Source organism: Pseudomonas pseudonitroreducens (genome assembly GCF_021603645.1).
Taxonomy (GTDB): Bacteria; Pseudomonadota; Gammaproteobacteria; order Pseudomonadales; family Pseudomonadaceae; genus Pseudomonas; species Pseudomonas pseudonitroreducens.
The window spans coordinates 112,376-134,323 of record NZ_BQHJ01000008.1 but is presented as its reverse complement, the minus strand read 5'-3'; the positions used below and the strand labels follow the sequence as shown (position 1 = coordinate 134,323).

The following is a 21,948-nucleotide window of genomic DNA, read 5'->3' as shown; positions in this document are numbered from 1 at the left end:
GCCTTACCACTTGCTGACGTCGACGACGGCCTTGGCGAATGCCTCCGGTGCTTCCTGCGGCAGGTTGTGGCCGATGCCTCCGGTCAGCGTGCGATGCTCGTAGTGGCCGGTGAACTTCGCCGCGTAGGCCTTGGGTGGCGGGTGGAACGCGCCGTTGGCGTCGCCTTCCAGGGTGATGGTCGGCACGCTGATCGGCGGCGCCTTGGCGAGCTTTTGTTCCAGCTCGTCATACTGCGCTTCGCCTGCCGCCAGGTTCTGCCGCCAGCGGTAATTGTGAATCGTGACGGCGACGTGGTCGGGGTTTTCGAACGCCTTGGCGCTGCGCTCGAAGGTGGCTTCATCGAAGTCCCATTTGGGTGAGGCCTGTTTCCAGATCAGCCGGGTGAAGTCGCGGGTGTTCTTCGCGTAGCCGGCAGCGCCGCGCTCGGTGGCGAAGTAGAACTGGTACCACCAGAGGAACTCGGCTTCCGGCGGCAGCGGTTGCTGGCCGGCGGCCTGGTTGCCGATCAGGTAGCCGCTGACCGCCACCAGCGCCTTGCAGCGCTCCGGCCAGAGGGCGGCAATGATGTCGGCGGTGCGTGCGCCCCAGTCGAAGCCGGCGAGCACGGCCTTGTCGATCTTCAGCGCGTCCATCAGCGCAATGATGTCGCTGGCCACCGCGGCGGGCTGGCCATTGCGCATGGTCTGCTCCGAGAGGAAGCGCGTGCTGCCGTAGCCACGCAGCCACGGCACGATGACCCGGAAGCCTTGTGCGGCCAGCGCCGGCGCTACGTCGACGAAGCTGTAGATGTCGTACGGCCAGCCATGCAGCAGGATCACCACCGGGCCATCTGCCGGGCCGTCTTCGGCATAGCCGATATTGAGCAGGCCGGCATCGATCTGCTTGAGCGCCTTGAAGCTGGTGTGGGTACCGGCCTTCAGTGACGCGGTGGCTTTGCTCTTCTCGCTGGCCGCCAGGGCGACGGCGGGCAATTGGGTGGCGGCGAGTGCTACCGCTGCCAGGCGCATCAGGTCGCGGCGGCTGCTATCGAAGTGCTCCGACATGTCTTTTCCTTGTTGGGGTGGGCCGGACAAAGCGTAGGCGAGCATGAATCCTCTGCTGGGAAAATTCCGGGACGAATGGCACGAAAGTGCGTGCTTGAGGGGGTTATTGGCGATTTTTCCCGTGTCGAACCTCTCACCGGGCAAGGAAAAGTCTGGTCAGGGCGCAGGCCCTCGGCTTATAAAACCCCTTCGCCGCTGTAGACCCGCAGGGATGGCGGCCCCACCAGATCAAGGAACGATGATGCGACGAGTCACGATGATTCTGCTCGCCGCCGCCCTGTTGCAGGGCTGCGCGCACCAGAAGACCGGCAAGCAGTGCGAAGACAACTTCAACACCGAAGGCGGCTTCATCGCCGGCAAGACCTTCACCTCCAACGTGCAGTTGGACATGCCATACGCCAAGGTCTTCGACCGGGCGCAGAAGACCCTGGTGAAGGAGGGCTTCACCATCCAGAACGCCGACGAGAAGAGCGGCACCATCTCCGCCTACCAGGGCGTGATCCTGAGCAGCCGGAATGCGCCGTTGAACATCGTGGTGGAGAAGGCGGGGTCGGGCTCGAAGGTAAGCTATGTCTTCGTCACCCTGGGCGGTATGTACACCACCGAAGGCGCGGTGCGTGACGGCTTCTGCCGGTTCACTGACGGGATTCAGCAGTAAGGCGATACACCTCCGCTGGCGGATGGCGATCGCGGACGGAGTCCGCTCCTACCCTGGGGGTGGGTTTCGTGGCTTTTGTAGGATGGGTGGAGCGCAGCGATACCCATGCTGTTGCGTGGCTCGAAACGATGGGTATCGCTGCGCTCCACCCATCCTACGCATAACGTTCCCCGCAGGCTGGCGCCATCGCGGGCGGCGCCCGCTCCTACGCGCGAACCAGCTTCTCCACGAGGCGGCGCGTCAGCGGGGCGATGAGCAGCACCAGCGGGAAGGCGATGCTCCAGCTGCCGAGCCAGGCGCCGAGCCATAACCGGGCGAACCCTGGCGCCAGGCCGACCGCGCGCCCGGTGGCGAGGCCGGAGACCAGCAGGCTCATCACCCCGGACAGAATCAGTGCGAACAGCAGCGGCGCGTAACGGCGCGGGATCATGCGTGGGCCTCCTGCGCGTGCTCGAACTGTGGCTGCTGAAGGCGGCTGAGGGTTTCGGCAAAGTGCTGGCCGAACAAGCGCGCGGTCTTCAGGTCGCCGGGGCAGAAGTCCGGCGCGGTCTTGTCGGCCTGGGCCATCAGGCCGGACCAGGAACCCAGGCGGTTGGCCGCCTCTTCCGGAGGCACGCCCAGATGCTGTTCGGGGAGGATCGGGTTGCCGGCCCAGAGCATCCCGTGCTGCATGCAGAAGGTGAACAGCGCGATCAGCGTCGATTGCTTGTCGCCCGCCGGCAGCGCCGAGACGGTGAATCCGGCAGCGAGGCGCCCGCGCAGCTTCTGCTGGCGCCAGAGCGGCCCGGTGGCGTCCATCAGGGCTTTCAGCGGCGCTGAGACGCCGCCCAGGTAAGTGGGCGAGCCGAGAACCAGGCCATGGTAGCCGAGCAGCGCTTGCGGCTGCTCGATCAACTCCTGCGCCTTGAGCAGATGCACTTCATTGCCTGGCACCAGACGAGCTCCGCTGGCGATGGTCCGGGCGATGTGTTCGGTGCGGCCGCTGGCGCTGTGGTAGACGATGGCGATGCTTTTCATGGGGTTCTCCTGTTTCGCACGCAAGGTCAATTCCGCGTCCGGGTTGACCGGAAGGGGCTTTGGCGTGAATCTACAAGTTCAAGCGAACTTGAGGTCAAGAGGTGTTCCATGGATATCGCTGACGTAGCCAGACGCTCCGGCGTGCCGGCATCCACCCTGCGTTTCTATGAAGAGAAGGGGTTGATCGTCTCGCTCGCAAAACCTGGCTCGCGCCGCCAGTTCGCGCCGCAGATTCTCGACCAGCTGGCATTGATCAGCCTGGGGCAGTCGGCGGGTTTCAGCCTGGAAGATATCCGCTCGATGTTTGCCGGCGACGGCAGCACGAACATCGATCGGCAGATGCTGGTGGCCAAGGCGGACGAGCTGGATGCCACGATCAAGCGGCTGCGCGCAATGAGCCGTGGATTGCGCCATGCGGCGGCGTGCCCGGCGCCCAGCCACGCGGAGTGCCCGACCTTCCAGCGCCTGGTGAAGGCGGCGGCGAAGAGTGCGCTGGAGGGGAAGCAGGAACGGGGGCGGTTGAAAAAGGGCAAGACCTGATCGGTGGTGTCTTCGTAGGGCGAATAACCCGGAACGGGTTATCCGCCGACAAGGCGGATAACGCCATAGGCGTTATGCGCCCTACGGAGGTGAAAGTCCTGCGCGGGGCTTGCCCTAACCCTCACCTGGAAGGGGACTGTGCGATGCGGGATGAAAGCATGGCGTCAGCCGGCACGGACAGTTCCCTCTGAGAGACAGGCTTTCTGTAGGGGGAGTTCCAGCGCGGCTTCCAGCCACTCGCAGAACCCCACTGCCTGCGCATTGCGCTCGCTCTGCTGATGCACCAGCAGCGACCAGTTCGGCCCGCGCACGGTCTGTTCGCTGAGTGGCGCCAGCAAGCCATTCGCCCGCGCGTCACCGGCCAGCAACTGGCTTACCAGCGCGATGCCCAGGCCCTGGCTCGCCGCATCCAGCAGCAATCCGGGATCGGAGAAGTTCAGCCCCTCGCTGCGCTGGCCGACGTCGGCGCCGCCCTGCACCTGCCAGTGCGCCCAGTCCATCTCCCGTTCACCGTGCAGGGTAGTGCGCGACGGCTCCGCCTGTGCCAGCACGGAAGGGTGGCAGGCCGGGTAGAGGCGGTCCTCCAGCAGCACGCGGAAGCGGCATTCGGCCTGTGCGGCGAGGTCGTCACGTACGGCGATGTCGATGGTCTGGGTGGACATGTCCGGGGTTTCGTCGGTGGTCAGCAGCCACAGGTCGATCTGCGGATGGCGCGCGTGGAAGTCGCCCAGGCGCGGCACCAGCCAGTGGCGGGCGAAGGCCGGGGTGGTGTTGACCACCAACTGGTTGGGCTTGCGGTACTGGTCCAGGCGGCGAATACCCACGGCCAGTTGCTGCAGCATGGATTGCGTGGTGCTGAGCAGGTCGGCGCCGGCGTCGGTCAGCGCCACCTTGCGCCCCGAGCGGTAGAACAGCGGCTGCTCGACAAAGCTTTCCAGGCTGCGAATCTGCTGGCTGATGGCCGACTGGGTGAGGTGCAACTCCTCGGCGGCCTTGTGGAAGCTGCCCAGGCGCGCGGCGGCTTCGAAGCCGCGCAGGGCGTTCAGGGGAGGCCAGTGTTTGAGCATGATCGATAAGTTCGTCTAATCAGATTTACGCAAAATCTATCGTTTGTTGCCGCGTTTTTACAGGCCTAGGATTGTCATCAGGCGCCGCTTAACCCTTTCCCTCCGATAAAAATTCCTTACCAAAGGTTCGAATATGCATCGCATCGACGATAGGCAGAACGGCTGGCGCATGCCTGCCGAATGGGTCAACCACGCGGCAACCTGGATGGCATTCCCGCATAACCGTCCGCTCTGGGAGGGCGGCTGGCGCGTCACCCTGGAACAGGTGCAGGAAGACTTCGCCGGTGTTGCCAACGCCATTGCCCGTTTCGAGCCGGTGAAACTGGTGGTGCATCCGTCCGCCATGAACCGCGCCGCCGAGCTGTGCGGGCCGAACGTCGAACTGGTGCCGCTGCCCATCGATGACAGCTGGTGCCGCGATTCCGGGCCGACCTTCGTCTGCCATCCTCAGTTCGGCGTGGCCGGCGTGAGCTGGCGCTTCAATGCCTGGGGCGGCAAGTCCGAGCATACCCTGGACGAAGGCCTGGGCCGCCGCATCCTCAATCACCTGGGCCTGGACTGCTTCGGCACGCCGCTGGCCAACGAGGGCGGGGCGATCCATGTGGACGGCGAAGGCACGCTGATCACCACCGAATCGGTACTGCTCAACCCCAACCGCAACCCCGGCGTGAGCAAGCGCGAGATGGAGGAAATCTTCTCCCGTCTGCTGGGCGTGACCAAGACCATCTGGCTGCCGGGCGACCCGCAGTACGTCACCGGCGACATGACCGACGGCCACGTTGACGGTGTGTGCGCCTTCGCCCGCCCCGGCGTGCTGCTGGTGGACGCCACCCACGACGCTTCCAGCACTTACGCCGAAGTCGCGCGCGAAAACCGCCGTGCGCTGGAGCTGGCCACCGACGCGCAGGGTCGCTCCTTCGAGTTGATCGAACTTTTTGAAGCCACTGCGGCTGTCGATACCGAGGCCGAAGTGTTCTGCGCCTCCTACACCAACTTCTACCTGGCCAATGGCGCGGTGATCATGCCGGCCTACGGCATCGCCGCCGACGACGAAGCCGCGACGGTACTGGCGCGCGCCTTCCCCGGCCGTGAAGTGGTGCCGGTGCGCATCAACAACCTGGCCCATGGCGGTGGCGGCGTGCACTGCATCACCCAGCAGCAGCCGGCCTGGCCGCTGGGAGGCCTGTGATGGGCAAGCTGAGTGTCGCTGTGCTGCAGTTCCCCTGCAGCTGGGACCTGCCGCGCAACCTCGCCGAAGCCGAGCGCCACGTGCGCGCGGCGGCGGCTGCCGGAGCGAGGCTGATCCTCCTGCCCGAGTTGTTCGCCACGCCGTACTTCTGCATCGAGCAGGACCACGCCCACCTCGCGCTGGCCCAGCCCTACGATGACAGCCCGTTGCTGCAGCGCTTCGCCAGCCTGGCGGCGGAACTGAACGTGGTACTGCCGATCAGCTGGTTCGAGCGCGCCGGCAACGCCTACTTCAACTCGCTGACGGTGGCCGACGCCGACGGCCGCCTGCTCGGGGTGTACCGCAAGACGCACATCCCCAACGCCATCGGCTACCAGGAGAAGGAGTACTTCAGCCCCGGTGACACCGGTTTCCGTGTCTGGGACACCGCCGGCGGCCGCATTGGCGTGGGCATCTGCTGGGACCAGTGGTTCCCCGAGACGGCCCGCTGCCTGGCACTGCAGGGCGCGGAACTGCTGCTGTTCCCCACCGCCATCGGCTCCGAGCCGGGTGCCGAGCAACTGGATTCCCGCGACCACTGGCAGACCGCCCAGCGCGGCCACGCTGCCGCCAACCTGCTGCCGGTTCTGGCGGCCAACCGCATTGGCGAGGAAGTGGCGCTCAGCGATGACAAGCTGCGCATGCGCTTCTATGGCTCGTCGTTCATCACCGACCACAAGGGCGCGCTGCTGGCCGAGGCCGGGCGCAACGAGGCGGCCGTGCTGGTACGGGAGCTGGACCTCGATCTGGCCCGCGAGGAGCGCCTGACCTGGGGCGTCTACCGCGACCGTCGCCCGGAAATGTACGGCCCGCTGCTCGGCCTCGACGGCCGCCACCTGCACCCGCGCTGGCAAGGAGTCTGACCATGAACAAGCACCTGCTGATCGGCGCGCTGGGGTTGTCCCTGGCGTGCGCCCTGCAACCGGCCGTGGCGGAGGAAGAAAAGGTCCTGCGCCTGTTCAACTGGGCGGACTACTTCGCCCCCGATACCCTGGCCAATTTCACCAAGGAAACCGGCATCCGCGTCATCTACGACGTGATGGACAGCAGCGAGACGCTGGAGGCCAAGATGATGGCCGGGCACAGCGGCTACGACCTGATCTTCCCCGGCGACACCGTCGCCGAGCGGCTGATGCGCGCCGGCGCCCTGCAGAAACTGGACGACAGCAAGCTGCAGCACCTGGGCGACATCGAACCGGGCCTGCAGTCGTTGCAGACCAAGTACCCGTACTCGCGGCACGCCGTGGTGCCCTACACCTGGGGCAGCATCGGCCTGACCTACAACCAGGCGAAGATCGAGCAGCGCATGCCCGGTGCACCGGTGAACAGCCTCGACCTGATGTTCAAGCCGGAGCTGGCCAAACGGTTCGCCGACTGCGGCATCTCGATGATCGACTCGCCGGACGAAGTGCTGGCCGTAGTCCTCAACTACCTCGGCCGCGATCCGCGCAGCGGCAAGCCGCAGGATCTGGCTGAAGCCCTGGCGCTGCTCAACGGCATTCGACCGTACATCCGCAAGTTCCAGTCGCAGCCGGTCACGCAACTGGTCAACGGTGACCTGTGCCTGTCGCTGGGCTACAGCGGCGACGTGATCCAGTCGCAACGTGCCGCTGACGAAGCGAAGAAACCCGAGCGCTTCGAGTACCGCGTGCCGCGCGAAGGCACCTCGGTGTGGATGGACACCATGGCGATTCCCGCGGATGCGCCGCACCCGGAATACGCCTATGCGCTGATCAACTACCTGATGCGCCCGGACGTCATGGCCGCGATCAGCAATGCCACCGGCTACCCGACCTCCAACGCCAAGGCGCGACCGATGGTCGAGGCCGGCATGCGCGACAACCCGGACATCTATCTTGATGAGAAGGCATACGCGCGACTGTTCCCCGGCAAGGACATCCCGCAGCGCGACATGCGCTCGCGGATGCGCACCTGGACCAGTTTCAAGACCGGCACCGGCGGCTGAGGAGACGAGGATGATGACACGCAGGAACCTGCTCGGCAGCGGCATCACGCTGGCCGCTGGGCTCGGCCTGGGGCTGGGGCGCGTCGCCCTGGCCTCGGGCAAATGGTACATGCCCGACGAACACCGCAAGCAGGAGCGGGTGTTCGTCGCCTATGCCGCGAGCGCCGATATCTGGGAAGACATCGCCGCGGACGTGAATGCCACGGTGGCGCGGCTGGCCCGTGCCATCGCCGAATTCCAGCCGGTGACGGTGCTCTGCCGGCCGGAACAGCAGGCCGAGGCCAAGCGCGCCTGCAGCGGCCAGAATGTCGACTTCCTGCCGGTGCCGGTGGACGATATCTGGGTGCGCGACTATGGCGGCTGCTTCTTGGTCAACGACGCGCCGGGTGGCCTGGCGCTGGCCGACTTCAACTTCAACGGTTGGGGTGGCAAGCAGCACGCCGAGCGCGACCGCGAAGTATCGGCGGCGCTGGCCGAGGACCTGGAGGCCAAGGCCATCGTCAGCGAACTGTGCGGGGAGGGCGGCGGCATCGAGGTGGACGGCCACGGCACGGCGATCTTCACCGAGAGCTGCTGGGTCAACGGCAACCGCAACCCGGGCTGGTCGCGGCCGCGCATCGAGGCCGAACTCAAGCGCGTGCTGGGGCTGCGCAAGGTGATCTGGCTGCCGGGCATTCGTGGCAAGGACATCACCGATGCGCACGTGGACTTCTATGCGCGCTTCGTCGAGCCGGGCGTGGTGGTGGTCAACCTGGGCAACGACCCGCAATCCTATGACCACGCCGTGACCCGCCGTCATCTGGAGATCCTCAAGACCGCCACGGATGCCGATGGCCGCCCGCTGAAGCTGCACACCCTGCCACCGCCGATGAAGCCCAAGCCGAGCGCGTACAACCGCGACAATCCCGACTTCGCCGCCGGCTACATCAACTACCTGCCGGTGAATGGCGGGGTAATAGCGCCGAAGTTCGGCGATGCGGCAGCCGATGAGCATTGCCACGCCTTGCTCAGCGAACTCTACCCGGACCGCGAGATCGTGCAGCTGAACATCGACCCGATCGCCGCCGGGGGTGGCGGCATCCATTGCGTGACGTTGCAGATGCCGGCGGTTTAGCGGTCGGTGCCGATGGGCTCTTCGTAGGAGCGAGCTTGCTCGCGAACAGGAGCTGGCAGTGGCTGGAATAATGGATGAGTAGGATGGGTGGAGCGCAGCGATACCCATGCTGCCCGAGCTGCGGATGATGGGTATCGCTGCGCTCCACGCCATCCTACGTTGAGCGTTCCTGCGCGATCAGCAACGTGGGGCCCGGTCCGGGGAACGTGCGACTGAACACGGCCCCGGCTTGCTGTTGCTCTTGGTAGGAGCGAGCTTGCTCGCGAACAGGAGCTGCCAGCGGCTCGGATGATGGATGAGTAGGATGGGTGGAGCGTAGCGATACCCATGCTGTCGGTGCACGAATTGATGGGTATCGCTGCGCTCCACGCCATCCTACGGTTGAGCGTTCCTGCGCGATCAGCAGCGAAGGGCCCGGTCCGGGGAACGTGCAACTGAACACGGCCCTGGCTTGCTGGCGCTCTTCGTAGGAGCGAGCTTGCTCGCGAACAGGAGCTGGCAGTGGCTGGAATGATGGATGAGTAGGATGGGTGGAGCGCAGCGATACCCATGCTGCCCGAGTTGTGGGTGATGGGTATCGCTGCGCTCCACGCCATCCTACGTTGAGCGTTCCTGCGCGATCAGCAACGTGGGACCCGGTCCGGGGAACGTGCAACTGAACACGGCCCCGGCTTGCTGTTGCTCTTTGTAGGAGCGAGCTTGCTCGCGAACAGGAGCTGCCAGCGGCTCGGATGATGAATGAGTAGGTCGAGAGCTACTTCGCCATCAATACGCGGCGAAAGCCGCGTTCAGCAAAGCTGGCAAGGCAACGCCCGCCGCGCTGGCGAGGGCGAAGTCGCGTTCGCCGTGCAGCGGGCCCGGTGCCGGATTGATGTGCAGGACGGTCGCCCCGGCGCGCCAGGCGACCTGGGGGGCTTCGGCCGCCGGGTAGACCACGCCGGAGGTGCCCACGGAAATCAGCAGGTCACAATCCTCGGCGGCCTGGAAGGCGTGGCTGATGGCGTTCATTGGCAGGCTTTCGCCGAACCACACCACGCCCGGGCGTAGCGGGCCGCCGCAATGGGCGCAGGTCGGCGGGGCGAGGCGGCGGCCGGCTTCCGGCTCGTCCGCTGGTGGCAGCGGCGCTTCCGGCTCACGCTGGCATTTGAAGCAGCGCGGGCGTTCCAGCTGGCCGTGCAGGTGGGTGACGTCCCGGCTGCCGGCGCGCTCGTGGAGGTCGTCGACGTTCTGGGTGATCAGCGTGAGCCGCGGCACCTTGCCCGCCAGCGCGGCAATGGCCAGGTGCGCGGGATTGGGCTGCGCGTGACGGACGACGCTGCGCCGCCATTCATACCAGCCCCAGACCAGCGCCGGGTCGGCGCGGAAGGCTTCGGCGGTGGCCAGGGAGGCCGCGTCGAAACGCTCCCACAACCCCGTGAGACGGTCGCGGAAGGTGGGAATGCCGCTCTCGGCGGAAACGCCGGCACCGGTGAACACCACGACATGGTGGGCCTTGCGCAGCGCATCGAGCAGCGCGGCATCGAGGATCATCGCGCGGCTTCCTGCGGCGTCGGCGCGCTTTCCAGGCGATTGCGGCCGGCAGCCTTGGCGCGGTACAGCGCGCGGTCGGCGGCTTCGATGAGGGACTGCGGGCTGCTGTCGCTGCCGCCGGGCAGGGTGGCAATGCCGATGCTCGCGGTGATACGGCCCAGCGGGCTGCCGGCGTGGGTGAGGTTGGCCTGCTGCAGGCGCTTCATGAACTGCTCGGCCACGGCGAGGGCGCCGTCGGCGGCGGTGTTCGGCAGGATCACCGCCAGTTCCTCACCGCCGTAGCGTGCGGCGAGGTCGCCAGGGCGGCGCACACTGTCGGCGAGGACACGACCGATGCGCCGCAGGCAGTCATCGCCGGCGGGGTGACCGTAGGTGTCGTTGAAGCGCTTGAAGTGATCCACGTCGATGAGCAGCAGGCCCAGCGGCGTTCGCTCGCGGTGGGCGCGGCGCAGTTCGGCGAGCAGGTGGTCATCGAAGCTGCGGCGGTTTTCCAGGCCGGTGAGCGGGTCGCGCGAGGCGAGCACTTCCAGTTGGCGGTTGGCCTTGAGCAGCTCTTCGCGAGCGTCCCGGAGCAAGCGCTCGGTGCCAATGCGACGCTGGATGGCGAGGATCAGCAGGCTGCCGATCACCACGATGACCATCAGCAGGCCGAAGGCGATGGCCACCGTGCGCAGGGCGTCGGCGCGCCAGGCGGCGAGGGCCTCGTCCTTGCCCAGGGCGACCGAGGTCACCAGCGGGTAGCGTTCGTTCTTGCGGAAGGCGTAGATGCGTTCGATGCCGTCCAGCGAGGAGGCGAAGGTTGCGCTGCCGACCGTCGCTTCATCCAGGTACTCGGTGAAGATCGGCGAGCGCGAAAGCACGCGGCCCATGTCGCTCTCGCGGAAGGGATAGCGCACTAGTACCTGGCCCTTGCGGGTGGCCACGCCGATGGCGCCGGTCTTGCCGATGTCGATCTTGCCGAACAGGCTCAGGAAGTCCTGTACACCCAGGGCGGCGACTATCACCCCGGCGAAGTTGCCCTGGGCGTCGTTGAAGCGGCGGCTGACGGTGATCACCCAGACGCCGGTGGAACGGCTGTGGATCGGCCCGTCGATGTATGCCTCCAGCGACGGGTTGTCGCGATGGTGGATGAAGTACGCGCGGTCGGCGCTGTTGGATCCGGGCGGGAAGGGCCCGGTGGAGGTCATCAGCCAGTTGCCCTGGGCGTCGTAGATGCCAACGCCGTTGAGTTGCACGAGCAGGTGTTGCTGGCGCTGCACCAGTTCGTTCAGGCGTTGCAGTTGAGGGGCGCCGAGGCCTTCGTGCTCCAGCCGCTCGGCCAGGCCCAGCAGCAGCATGGAACTCTGGGTGACGATGCCTTCGACATAGGTGTCCAGCGCCTGGGTAAGGTTGAGGTTGTGCGTGGTGGTTTCCGCCAGCGTGCGCTCGCGTGCCGACCACAGCTCCCAGGCCGTGGCGCCGGCCACGGTGAGGCTGATGATGGACAGCAGCAGAATGGCAAGGCGGATGTCGCGTTTCACACTGGCCTCGTTGGGTCGGTTGCTGTGGCGGTTGCCACGTGGCGCGGGCATCGCCCGGCGTAAGTGCAGGGAGACGCCAGCGCTGCGCGCCGGGTTACTGGTCGTTCGTCAGACGCCTTGCAGGCCGCTGAGTTGCACACGGTTGCGGCCTTTCTGCTTGGCGACGTACAGGTGCTGGTCGCAGCGGGCGAGCAGTTCACGCGGTTCCCGCAGGCCGCTCTCGTTGGCCATCGCCGCGCCCAGGCTGATGGTCAGGTGGCGCAGGCTGTCGGGCCGGTAGAGATGCTCGATGCCCAGGCTCGCCACCTGCTCGCGCAGCCGCTCGGCGACGCTGCGCAGGTCTTCGGCGCTGGTTGCCTCGAGCAGGATGGCGAACTCCTCGCCGCCATAACGATAGACGTTGGCGCGCCCACCGCGCAGGGTGCCGACCAGGCTCTCGGCCACCTGGCACAGGCAGCGGTCGCCGGCCTGGTGGCCGTAATGGTCGTTGTAGGGCTTGAAGTAGTCGATATCGGCCATCAGCAGGGCGAACGGCCGGCCATGGGCGCACATGCCGTGCCAGCTCTCGTTGAGCTGCAGGTCCAGCGAGCGGCGGTTGCCGACGCCGGTGAGGCCATCGGTGGTGGCCAGTTCCTGCAGACGCAGGTTGAGCGCGGCGAGCTCGGCACGCTGGCGGCGCTCCTCGAGATCGGCGAGGAAGGCCTGGCGCACGCCCTTGATGTTGGTCCAGCTGATGAACAGGCTGAACAGCGCGATCGGCAGGTAGACCAGGGTGAAGATCAGCAGCGGCTTGGCCGCGCCGTCATGGATCAGCCAGACGTTGTAGAGAATGATCGCCGAGATGATCGCCGAGACCAGCGCGATGCCTTTGAACGAGTAGCGCACGCCGAGGTTGCCGAGCAGGATGAACACCACCGAGGCATACAGGAAGAAGGGCACGTCCGGCGAGGCGCTGCGCTTGAGCAGCTCGAACCAGGCGATGGTCGAGACGATGTCGTGCAGCGGCATCAGCATGTCCATCACCAGCACGCTGCGGCTGAAGCGGAACACCAGGAAGATGTTGAGCAGGCCGACCAGGCTGAGCGCCGTGCGCAGGAACAGCGATTCCCTGGCCATGTCCGGGATCAGCAGGGCGTCGGCCAGCACGTAGGAGTCGTAGGCGGCCATGGCGATGAAGTTGATCGCCAGCAGGAAGCGCCGGTAATGCTGGATCACGTACGCCTTGTAGGCATCCTGCAGGCGCGGCGGAATTCTCCCCTGGGATTGCCGGGGAGGAACGGCGAGGAACTCGGGTGCGGTCATCGAGAGTGGGAGCCTGTGTCTGCCATCCGGGGCGAATGCTGGCCAAGGGCTAGAGTAGGGGGCGGCACCATTGCCGTCCAGCGGGGCGATGCACAGGGTGTACCAAATCGTCGGTCGCTCGGGATTGGCTCGGTTGCCAGTGGCGGTAATGGATCTTTATAGGGTGCCAATACGGCGGCATGATGACCGCCATCACCTGCTGTCGAGGCCTTTCATGTACGTACCTGCGCATTTCGCGGAAACCCGCCCGGAGGAGCTGCACCGGCTCATCCGCGACTATCCCCTGGGCATCCTGGTCACCGGCCATGGCGGCCTGCTGGACGCCAACCATCTGCCGTTCGAACTGGAACTGTCCGGCGAGCAGCCGCTGCTGCGGGCCCATGTCGCCCGCAACAACCCGGTGTGGCAGGAGGCCGATGGCGAGGAAGTACTGGTGATCTTCCGTGGCGAGCACGCCTATGTGTCGCCCAACTGGTACCCGAGCAAGCATGAGGCGCACCGCCAGGTGCCGACCTGGAACTACCAGGTGGTGCATGTGCGCGGTCGCCTGAAGGTGATGGACGAGGAGCGCTTCGTGCGCGGTGTGGTCGGCCGCCTGACCCGCACCCACGAGGCCGGTGAAGCAAGGCCGTGGAAGATGAGCGACTCCACCCCGGAGTTCATCAGTGGCATGCTCGCCAATATTGTCGGCATCGAGGTGGAAATCAGCGAGATCGTCGGCAAATCCAAGCTCAGCCAGAACAAGGAAGACCGGGATCGGCTGGGAGCCGCCGAGCGGCTGGAGCAACTCGGCAGCTCGGAGCTTTCCGCGGCTATGCGGTCGGCAAAGGAGTAGGAGCGGACTCCGTCCGCGATCGCTTCCAGGCAGCTTCATGGCTGGATCACGCAGAGGCTCTGCTCCTATGGGGCACATTGGTACCTGTTTGTCGCATCGGCGTGGACGGGAGCCAATCGCGGACGGAGTCCGCTCCTACGCTCCCGGGTGGTTCCAGCGGCTGTTGCAGGGCGGTATCAGAACCCGCCGAGCAGGTCGTGGGAATCCAGCAGGCGCCAGGCGATTTCCGGGTTCTTCTCCATGCCTCGGCGGATCGCGGCGGGGATCGCCTGGCGCGTCTTGCGGCAGAGGCCGGGCTGCTCGTCGAAAGCGAACTCGATGCCGCGCATGCTGCGCACTTCATTGAAGCCGGGGGCGATCTGCAGGCGGATGCCGAGCTGCTCGTAGAGCTTGTGCTGCATGCGCTCGAGGTCCGCCAGGTCCTTGAGGTTCTCCAGGCGTTCCAGCAGGCGCTGCTCTTCATGCCGGGTCAGCAGCAGGATGCGCAGGTCGGCGCCGGGATCGGCCAGCAGGCGTTCCCGGTCGCAGTCACAGGCACCGGGCGGGCATTGCTGGCGAAGTGGGGGAGTGGTGGGCATGTCCCGATCATAGCGGGGGATCGGGGAATTGCGCAGGGGGTTAACTGTAGGAGCGAGCTTGCTCGCGAACCCTGCTCTCGCGGCGGAGCTTGTTCGCGAGCAAGCTCGCTCCTACAAAAAGCGGCTCAGTGCGCGGGCTTGCGAATGGTCTTGAGCAGGTCTTCCGGGCTGATCTGCCCGACGATGTTGCTGACGCCATCGCTGCCCGGCTGCGGCAGGCCGAGGATGTGGCCCTTGATCTTGCCGATCACGTGCATCTCGCACGGCTTGCAGTCGAACTTCAGGGTCAGCACTTCGTCGCCGTGGATCAGTTGCATCGGCTGCACCTTGGTGCGCACGCCGGTGACGCCCTTGGCCTGCTTCGGGCACAGGTTGAAGGAGAAGCGCAGGCAGTGCTTGGTGATCATCACCGGCACTTCGCCCGTTTCCTCGTGGGCTTCGTAGGCGGCGTCGATCAGCTGTACGCCGTGGCGGTGGTAGAAATCGCGGGCCTTCTGGTTGTAGACGTTGAACAGGAAGGACAGGTGCGCTTCCGGGTACACCGGCGGCGGGTTGCTCTCGGCCTTGCGGCCACCGCGTGGGTGGGCCTGCACGCGGGCTTCGGTGAGCGCCTCGATGGCCTCGCGACGCAGCGACTTGAGCTGCGAATTGGGGATGAAGAACGCCTGCGGGGCGTCCAGCTCGATCTGGTCGGCGTGGTACTGGGTGGTGCCCAGTTGCCCGAGCAGGTCGTGCAACTGGTCCAGCGCCTGTTCCGGCTTGTTGGCGACACCGAACGGGCCGTCCAGGGCGACGCTGGCACTGACGCCTTCTTCGCTGGTGGCGGTCAGTTCCAGGCGCTCTTCACGCAGCCTGGCGAGCCACGACAGGCCGACACGGCGCTCGGCGGACGTCTTCTGCAGCGCCTGCTGCCAGTTGTGGTCGAGGTTGCGCGACAGCGGGTGGTTCGGGCGCAGGCGGTAGAGGCCTTCCGGCATCTCGTTGGGCTCGACGCGGTAGCGGTAGCGCCTCTCGCCGTCTTCCTCGAACTCACCTTTCGGCTCGGCGATGTTGGCGCGGAAGCCGACCACTTCGCGCTTCACCAGCACGTTGAGGCCGTCGCCGTTGGACAGCGGGTCCTTGGTGACTACCAGCATGTCGCGCTTGCCGACTTTCTCCACGGTGCCCACCGGCAGGCCGGTGAAGGTCGGCGAGTCGAAGGCGCCGATGTCGATCTTGCGGTCGCTGACGAAGTAGTCGGTGCTGCCGCGGTGGAAGGTCTTGTCCGGGTCCGGCACGAAGAAGTGGTCGGTGCGGCCGCTGGAGGCGCGCGCCAGGTCCGGGCGCTCGGCGAGGATGCCGTCCAGGCGCTGGCGGTAATAGGCGGTGATGTTCTTCACGTAGCCCATGTCCTTGTAGCGCCCTTCGATCTTGAAGGAGCGCACGCCGGCGTCCACCAGGGCGCTGAGGTTGGCGCTCTGGTTGTTGTCCTTCATCGACAGCAGGTGCTTCTCGAAGGCCACCACGCGGCCCTGGTCATCCTTCAGGGTGTAGGGCAGGCGGCAGGCCTGGGAGCAGTCGCCACGGTTGGCGCTGCGGCCGGTCTGGGCGTGGGAGATGTTGCACTGGCCGGAGAAGGCCACGCAGAGCGCGCCGTGGATGAAGAACTCGATGGCCGCATCGGTCTCGTCGGCGATGGCGCGGATTTCCTGCAGGTTCAGCTCGCGGGCCAGCACCAGCTGGGAGAAGCCGGCCTGGTCGAGGAACTTCGCCCGGCCCAGGGTGCGGATGTCGGTCTGGGTGCTGGCGTGCAGTTCGATCGGCGGGATGTCCAGCTCCATGATGCCCAGGTCCTGCACGATCAGCGCATCGACACCGGCGTCGTAGAGCTGGTGGATCAGAGCGCGCGCCGGCTCCAGCTCGTTGTCATGGAGGATGGTGTTGATCGTGGTGAACACCCGCGCGTGGTAGCGATGGGCGAACTCCACCAGCTGGGCGATATCGCTCACCTCGTTGCAGGCATTGTGCCGCGCGCCGAAGCTCGGGCCACCGATGTAGACGGCGTCGGCGCCATGCAGGATGGCCTCGCGGGCGATGTGCACATCGCGGGCAGGGCTGAGCAGTTCCAGATGGTGTTTGGGCAAGGACATGGTTTCTTCTTTATCAGGCATGGCACGGGCAATCGCGCATTGTACCGGTCAAACGTCGCGCCGGCATCCGTGGCGTGCCGGACGGTGGATGGAGACGAGCCTGGAAGAACGGGGCGGCCGTATCCAGCCGCCCCGGTGACTCAGTACTCGAACCGATAGCCGACGTTGGCGTGGTTCTGGTCGAAGTTGTCGCCGTCGCGGTAGCCCACTTCCATGAACAGGCTGTGCCCGTCGGACAGGCGCGTGGAAACGCCCACCGCCGCCTCGCGCCAGCCGCCGCTGAAGTCCGAACTCTGCCTGGGCGTGCCGTTGATCCGGTAGCCGATGTCATCGGCCATCAGTTCGCGCACATAGCCGCCCTTGAGGTACACCTCCGACTTGTGTTTCGCGTTGCTCAGCTCATAGCCGACGATGCCACCGGCGCGGGCCAGCAGCGAGTCGTAGTCGTCGTACTTGATCTGCAGGCCGTTGCTGGCCCGCGAGGAGAAACCGCCCTGGTCGGTGTAGACCAGCTGCGCCTGGGGCTCGACGAACCACTGGCTGTCCTTCTCGCGGTGCAGGCTGAAGCGCTTGCCGGCTTCCAGGGAGGCGGAATAGCCGTTGCTGCTGCCGGAGCTCTTCACGCGGTTGCCCTGGGTGTCGCTGACGCTGAAGTTGTTCTTCAGGTGCGCAGCCTTGAGCACCGCGTCGACGTAGAAGCCGTTCTCGTGCAGCCAGGTGCCGTAGATGCCGATATGGGTGTTGCGTGCGCCGCCACTGCCTTCATCGAAGTTCTGGTCAGCCTCGGTGTGGCCGAGCATGGCGCCGACGAACAGGTCGCCGCTGCTGATCGGCACACGGCGGTCCACGCCGAGCTGGATGCCCTGGTAGCTCAGGCGATAGCCGTCGAAGTTGCTGCCAGCGAAGGAGTGCAGGCGCCCGCCGTTGGTGCGCAGCCAGACGTTGCCGTCGGTATCGCGCTCGGTGTAGCGCAGCTCACCCATGCGTTGCAGCAGGGTCTGCATGTCCAGGTAGGACAGCAGGTAGTTGGTGTGCACCTGGGCGTGGAACGCGCGGGTGGTCGAGGTGCCCGGGCCTGGCGCAGGCGGTGCCGGTTCGACGGGGTCGCCGGGCTCGATCGGGCCGGGAGGCGTGGGGTCGACCGGGGGCGTCGGGTCCACTGGAGGTATGGGGTCCACTGGAGGTGTAGGGTCAACCGGCGGCTCGGGATCGACCGGCGGCGTCGGATCGATCGGGTCCGGATCCACTGGCGGAGCGGTATAGCCGTACAGTTCCCAGTTGTCGTCCTCGTTCTTGCGCAAGGCGTAGGTATTGCCGCCCAGCTCCACCAGCGCACCTTCGTAGAGGCCGAACTGGCCGCTGCCGCCATTGGTTTCGATGATCTCGATGCGCTCGTTGCCCAGGGTGCTCTGTGAGCCGTCGTTGGCCACCAGCACCGAATGGCTGCCGCTGCTGCCGCCCGCCTCGCTGATGGTCAGCTTGTCGGTCAGCTGGTTGACGATGTCGGTGTAGAAGTGGAACGCCCCGGCGCCACTCAGCGAGCCCAGTTGCAGGCTGCCGTAGTGCTCCGGCTGGTTGGCGGCGAAGCCGTTCTGCCAGGACTCGCGGCTGTTGAGGAAGACCTGGGAGTCGTCCTGCAGGTCCAGCGCCGTGAGGTTCGAGGTGGCGTAGTGGTTGGTCTCGCTGCTGTTCCTGTCCAGCAGGTACCAGCGCGAGCCCTTGAGGTTGAGCGTGGCGCTGCTGACGCTGCCATCGCTGGCAACGGTGCTGTCGGTCATCGCACGGCCTACCAGTTCGCTGTTCTCGGCGTTGAGCGTGAAGCTGCTGGCGAACACGCCATCGGCGCTGTTCTGGCTGGCGTTGACATTGAGCAGGCTGCGCCCGTCCTGGGCGGTGGCGCTGCTGTTGGCGAGGTTCAGGGTGGCGTCCTTCACCGCATCGGCGACATTCATGATGCCGCTGTTCTGACCGTCACTGGTGCGCCCGGCCAGGCCGCCGACTTCGATCAGCCCGGCGCTGCCGGTGGCGCCGTCGAGGTGTGTCATATCGGTGTCGGTCAGGTCGATCACCTGGCCGCCTTCGAGGCGGTCGCCGTTGCTGGCGAGGCTGTAGCCATTGGCGAAGGAGTAGCGGATCGCGCTGGCGGCGGAGGTGATGCTGTTGCGCACGCCAGCGACCAGCGGTGTCAGGGTGATCTTCGCGCCGTCGCCCATGACCCGCAGGCCGGCCGAGTCCCTGCCTTCGGTGGTGATGTCGACCTTGCCGTACACCGTGACTTCGGAGTTGCCGTACTGCGCGCCGGCGTGGCCGCTGTCGACGGGGGCGCTGGCATTGCCGCCACCCAGCGAGCCGGCAGCCAGCCCGTGGGACTGGCCGGAGCCGGTGGTATGGATCACCGTCTGGAAGTCCTGATGCTTCTCGCTGTTGATGGTTACCTGGGAATTGCCGGTGGCCCAGGCGCCGATTTCGTTGAGGCCGCCGGTCTTGATCCGCAGGTGGCCGCCGTCATAGCCGGTGGCGGTGACGCTCGAATGGTTGAGGGCAAACAGCGCATTGGCGCCCGGTCGGGTGGTGGTCTGGTTGAAGTCGCCACCCATGAAGGTGATGGACGAGTTCCTGGTGGCGTACAGGCCCACGCCGTTGCTCAGGATGGAGGTACCGTTCATGTCCACCAGGTCGAGGGTCACGGTGCCGCCATTGTTGGCTTCCACCGAACGCTGGCTGGACTTGTTGGTGACCGTCAGCACATAGGGCGTGCCGTCTTTCGAGGTCATGTCGATGGTCCCGCCATTGGCGGCGAACAGGCCCTTGCCGCCGGCGATGGTCAGGTTGGCGTTGCCGTTGAGCTCGGCGCTGGAAGTGGCGCCGTCCACATACATCGCGCTTTTCGGGCTGCTGTAGCCCGAACTGGTCGAAGTGGCGGTGAGGTTGCCGTTGAGCACGAAACGTCCGCCGCCGGTGACCGCGATGCCGTTGTAGACATACTTGCTGTTGGAGTTGGTGTTGCTGCCGTACTTGTACTCGATGTCACCGTTGACGGTGACCTGGCTGTTGGCGCCCTTGATATCCAGGGTATTGCCGTCGACCTTGCCGCTGACGCCGGTCAGCACAAGGGGTGAGCCGCTGGGACCGGTCATGGTGATGATGGCGCCGTTGCTCACGGCGAAGGTCTTGATGGTGCCGACCTGGGTGAAGTCTTCGTATTGGCCGCTCTGGTTGGCGGTGTAGCGTTGATCGGTTTCGGTGACGCTGTTGGCCGCCGTTGCGGTGGCCACGGCCAGCGGGCTGGCCAGCAGAAGCATCAATGGGGTGTTCTTCATCACGGTTTCCTACCGCCTCTCGGCGGGATGGGTGAAGAGAACCCGGTTGCGCGTTTTCCATGTGCCGCGCCAGGGCAAGCCTGGCGTGAAGGGGTGGGAAGGTGGGATTCAGCAGGGGTGTCCTGGCACTGTGAGTCACTCACGGGAGTTGGTAGCGGCGGCGATTGTCGACTACACGGCCTGGGCCCGCCCTTGAGTTATGTCAGAAGGTTTTCGAATCCGGCATGGGTATTGAGAAACGTCATGGCCAGGCGAGTTTGCGCCTGACCTGAATCAGTACGGACCTGCCCCGCAGCTGCGCAATGCAGCTGTGCAGAGGGCAGGGCGGTGCCGTTGCAAAACTGCAAAGCGACCCTGCAACCCTGTCTATTCCGCGCCTTGCGGGCAGGGATCAAGATGCGCTCGTCCTCTCGGAAAACCTCCCCCACTTTCAAGGAACCGAATCATGAACGCCAAGCAATCCCTGCTCGCCGCCTCCCTCGCCCTGGCCATCGGCAACGTCTTCGCCGCCGGCAACCCCACCGTCGAACACAACACCCAGGCCTTCCTCGAAGCCCTGGAGGCCGGCAAGGGCCAGCCGCTGGAAACCCTGTCGCCCAAGGATGCCCGCGCGGTGCTGACCGGCGCCCAGGCCTCGGTGAAAGTCGACCTCTCCGGCACCCAGGTCAGCGAGAAGACCATCCAGACCGAGGTCGGCCCGGTGAAACTGACCATCGTTCGCCCGGCTGGGGTGAAGGGCACGCTGCCGGCATTCATGTACTTCCACGGCGGTGGCTGGGTGCTCGGTGACTACCCGACCCACGCCCGCCTGATCCGCGACCTGGTGGTGAACTCCGGCGCGGTGGCGGTCTACGTCGACTACACCCCATCCCCCGAGGCGCATTACCCGGTGGCGATCAACCAGGCCTACGCCGCGACGCAGTGGGTCGCCGAGCACGGCAAGGAAATCTACGTCGACGGCAAGCGCCTGGCCGTGGCCGGCAACAGCGTCGGCGGCAACATGGCGGCGGTGGTCGCCCTGATGGCCAAGGACAAGGGCACGCCCAAGCTGCGCTTCCAGGCGCTGCTGTGGCCGGTGACCGATGCCAGCTTCGAGACCGGCTCGTACAACCAGTTCGCCCAGGGGCACTTCCTCACCAAGCCGATGATGCAGTGGTTCTGGGACAGCTACACCACCGACCCGAAGCAGCGCGCCGAGATCTACGCTTCCCCGTTGCGTGCCAGCACCGACCAGCTCAAGGGCCTGCCGCCGACGTTGATCCAGACCGCCGAGTCCGACGTGCTGCGTGACGAAGGCGAAGCCTACGCTCGCAAGCTGGATGCCGCCGGTGTGGCTGTCACGTCTGTGCGCTACAACGGAATGATCCATGACTACGGCCTGCTCAACGTGGTCAGCCAGGTGCCGGCGGTACAGGCCGCCATGCGCCAGGCCGGCGAAGAGCTGAAGGTCCATCTGAAATAAGCCGTCTGTCGCATCAGCCGCTTGCCTCCCTCGCCACAGGGGGAGGCCACTTTTCCGGAGGGAACCTCAATGAGCCAGAGCACCCAGCAAGAATCCGTCACCCTGATCATCCGCCACCGCGCGCGGCCCGAGAGCGTCGCCGCCTACGAAGCCATCCTGCGCGAACTGACCCGCGCCGCCAGCGAGTTCCCCGGCCACCTGGGCGTCGACGTGATGCGCCAGGGCGACCATTTCACCTCGGTCCTGCGCTTCGCCAGCGCCAATGAACTGCAGGCCTGGCTCGACTCGCCGCAACGCCGCGAACTGATCGAGCGTGCCGACCCGCACCTGATCGACGGTGAGCAGAAGGAGCTGCACCGTGCCCACGAGTTCTGGTTCACCGCCCCGGACAACCCGCAGAAGCAGCCGCCGCGCTGGAAGCAGGCGGCCGTCTCCTACCTGGTGATCCTGCCGCTGGTCATGCTGGTGCCGCAGCTCTGGCGCCCGCTGTTCACGCAAGTCCCGCTGCTGGGCGGCTTCGTGCCGGCCAACATGCTCATCGTCGCCACCATCGTCCTGCTGGTGGTCTACGTTTTCATGCCACGGGCCACGCGCCTGTTCTCCGCCTGGCTCAACGCCCGCTGATCGAAAGAGGAACA

General features: G+C 66.0%; 19 protein-coding genes. 9 read left to right on the top strand and 10 right to left on the bottom strand.

Annotated elements, in window-relative coordinates; genetic code table 11:
- Positions 1-3: 3 nt before the first annotated feature.
- Positions 4-1,044, bottom strand: a complete 1,041-nt coding sequence (locus tag L6D89_RS20115; protein ID WP_373874976.1) for an alpha/beta fold hydrolase — start codon at positions 1,042-1,044, stop codon at positions 4-6.
- Between the two features lie 241 nt (positions 1,045-1,285).
- Here L6D89_RS20115 and L6D89_RS20110 point away from each other — a divergent pair, with 241 nt between their 5' ends.
- On the top strand, positions 1,286-1,702 hold the full coding sequence (locus L6D89_RS20110) for a hypothetical protein (protein ID WP_236200927.1): 417 nt from the start codon (positions 1,286-1,288) through the stop codon (positions 1,700-1,702).
- A gap of 205 nt (positions 1,703-1,907) precedes the next feature.
- Here the strand turns inward: L6D89_RS20110 and L6D89_RS20105 are convergent, their stop codons facing one another.
- Together L6D89_RS20105 and L6D89_RS20100 are read right to left on the bottom strand one after the other, a co-directional pair.
- Positions 1,908-2,132 carry a DUF2798 domain-containing protein gene (locus L6D89_RS20105; protein ID WP_236174057.1) on the bottom strand — a complete coding sequence of 75 codons (225 nt, stop codon included), beginning with the start codon at positions 2,130-2,132 and terminating at the stop codon, positions 1,908-1,910.
- Positions 2,129-2,719 (bottom strand): flavodoxin family protein, encoded by a 591-nt coding sequence (locus L6D89_RS20100; RefSeq protein WP_236174056.1) that lies wholly within the window; start codon positions 2,717-2,719, stop codon positions 2,129-2,131. Before L6D89_RS20100 ends, L6D89_RS20105 begins: the two co-directional genes overlap by 4 nt.
- Positions 2,720-2,827: 108 nt before the next feature.
- Here L6D89_RS20100 and L6D89_RS20095 point away from each other — a divergent pair, with 108 nt between their 5' ends.
- The gene (locus tag L6D89_RS20095) at positions 2,828-3,259 is read left to right on the top strand and encodes a helix-turn-helix domain-containing protein (RefSeq protein ID WP_236200926.1); all 432 of its coding nucleotides are present in this window, start codon (positions 2,828-2,830) and stop codon (positions 3,257-3,259) included.
- Positions 3,260-3,423: 164 nt separating this feature from the next.
- Here the strand turns inward: L6D89_RS20095 and L6D89_RS20090 are convergent, their stop codons facing one another.
- Positions 3,424-4,326: a LysR substrate-binding domain-containing protein gene (locus L6D89_RS20090; RefSeq protein WP_236200925.1), complete on the bottom strand. Its 903-nt coding sequence runs from the start codon at positions 4,324-4,326 to the stop codon at positions 3,424-3,426.
- 133 nt (positions 4,327-4,459) lie between these two features.
- Between L6D89_RS20090 and L6D89_RS20085 the strand changes: the two genes are divergently transcribed.
- The 4 genes from L6D89_RS20085 to L6D89_RS20070 are packed head-to-tail and all read left to right on the top strand — an operon-like array spanning position 4,460 to position 8,634.
- Entirely contained in the window at positions 4,460-5,515 is a 1,056-nt protein-coding gene (locus L6D89_RS20085; RefSeq protein WP_236200924.1) for an agmatine deiminase family protein, read from the top strand.
- Positions 5,515-6,417: an N-carbamoylputrescine amidase gene (aguB, locus tag L6D89_RS20080; RefSeq protein WP_236200923.1), complete on the top strand. Its 903-nt coding sequence runs from the start codon at positions 5,515-5,517 to the stop codon at positions 6,415-6,417. The genes L6D89_RS20085 and aguB overlap by 1 nt, the downstream gene beginning before the upstream one ends.
- 2 nt (positions 6,418-6,419) lie before the next feature.
- Positions 6,420-7,520: an extracellular solute-binding protein gene (locus L6D89_RS20075; protein ID WP_236200922.1), complete on the top strand. Its 1,101-nt coding sequence runs from the start codon at positions 6,420-6,422 to the stop codon at positions 7,518-7,520.
- A gap of 10 nt (positions 7,521-7,530) precedes the next feature.
- On the top strand, positions 7,531-8,634 hold the full coding sequence (locus L6D89_RS20070) for an agmatine deiminase family protein (protein ID WP_236200921.1): 1,104 nt from the start codon (positions 7,531-7,533) through the stop codon (positions 8,632-8,634).
- 765 nt (positions 8,635-9,399) lie between these two features.
- Here the strand turns inward: L6D89_RS20070 and L6D89_RS20065 are convergent.
- The 3 genes from L6D89_RS20065 to L6D89_RS20055 form a co-directional block, all read right to left on the bottom strand.
- Complete coding sequence (locus L6D89_RS20065) at positions 9,400-10,164, bottom strand: SIR2 family NAD-dependent protein deacylase (protein ID WP_373874975.1); 765 nt, start codon at positions 10,162-10,164, stop codon at positions 9,400-9,402.
- Positions 10,161-11,684 carry a sensor domain-containing diguanylate cyclase gene (locus L6D89_RS20060; RefSeq protein ID WP_236200920.1) on the bottom strand — a complete coding sequence of 508 codons (1,524 nt, stop codon included), beginning with the start codon at positions 11,682-11,684 and terminating at the stop codon, positions 10,161-10,163. Before L6D89_RS20060 ends, L6D89_RS20065 begins: the two co-directional genes overlap by 4 nt.
- A gap of 108 nt (positions 11,685-11,792) precedes the next feature.
- Positions 11,793-12,986 carry a GGDEF domain-containing protein gene (locus tag L6D89_RS20055; protein ID WP_236200919.1) on the bottom strand — a complete coding sequence of 398 codons (1,194 nt, stop codon included), beginning with the start codon at positions 12,984-12,986 and terminating at the stop codon, positions 11,793-11,795.
- A 214-nt stretch (positions 12,987-13,200) separates the two neighbouring features.
- On the opposite strand from L6D89_RS20055, the gene L6D89_RS20050 reads away from it, so the two are divergent.
- Positions 13,201-13,821 (top strand): FMN-binding negative transcriptional regulator, encoded by a 621-nt coding sequence (locus tag L6D89_RS20050; protein ID WP_236200918.1) that lies wholly within the window; start codon positions 13,201-13,203, stop codon positions 13,819-13,821.
- 176 nt (positions 13,822-13,997) lie between these two features.
- Here L6D89_RS20050 and L6D89_RS20045 read toward each other — a convergent pair whose 3' ends face one another.
- The 3 genes from L6D89_RS20045 to L6D89_RS20035 form a co-directional block, all read right to left on the bottom strand.
- Positions 13,998-14,399, bottom strand: a complete 402-nt coding sequence (locus tag L6D89_RS20045; RefSeq protein WP_236200917.1) for a hypothetical protein — start codon at positions 14,397-14,399, stop codon at positions 13,998-14,000.
- A gap of 125 nt (positions 14,400-14,524) precedes the next feature.
- Positions 14,525-16,528, bottom strand: a complete 2,004-nt coding sequence (locus L6D89_RS20040; RefSeq protein ID WP_236200916.1) for a peptidase U32 family protein — start codon at positions 16,526-16,528, stop codon at positions 14,525-14,527.
- Between the two features lie 140 nt (positions 16,529-16,668).
- Positions 16,669-19,848: an autotransporter outer membrane beta-barrel domain-containing protein gene (locus L6D89_RS20035; protein WP_236200915.1), complete on the bottom strand. Its 3,180-nt coding sequence runs from the start codon at positions 19,846-19,848 to the stop codon at positions 16,669-16,671.
- Positions 19,849-20,293: 445 nt separating this feature from the next.
- Here L6D89_RS20035 and L6D89_RS20030 point away from each other — a divergent pair, with 445 nt between their 5' ends.
- Together L6D89_RS20030 and L6D89_RS20025 are read left to right on the top strand one after the other, a co-directional pair.
- Positions 20,294-21,310, top strand: coding sequence for an alpha/beta hydrolase (locus tag L6D89_RS20030; RefSeq protein WP_236200914.1), 1,017 nt, complete (start codon positions 20,294-20,296; stop codon positions 21,308-21,310).
- Positions 21,311-21,379: 69 nt separating this feature from the next.
- Positions 21,380-21,934 (top strand): antibiotic biosynthesis monooxygenase, encoded by a 555-nt coding sequence (locus L6D89_RS20025; RefSeq protein WP_236200913.1) that lies wholly within the window; start codon positions 21,380-21,382, stop codon positions 21,932-21,934.
- The last annotated feature ends 14 nt before the right edge of the window (positions 21,935-21,948 follow it).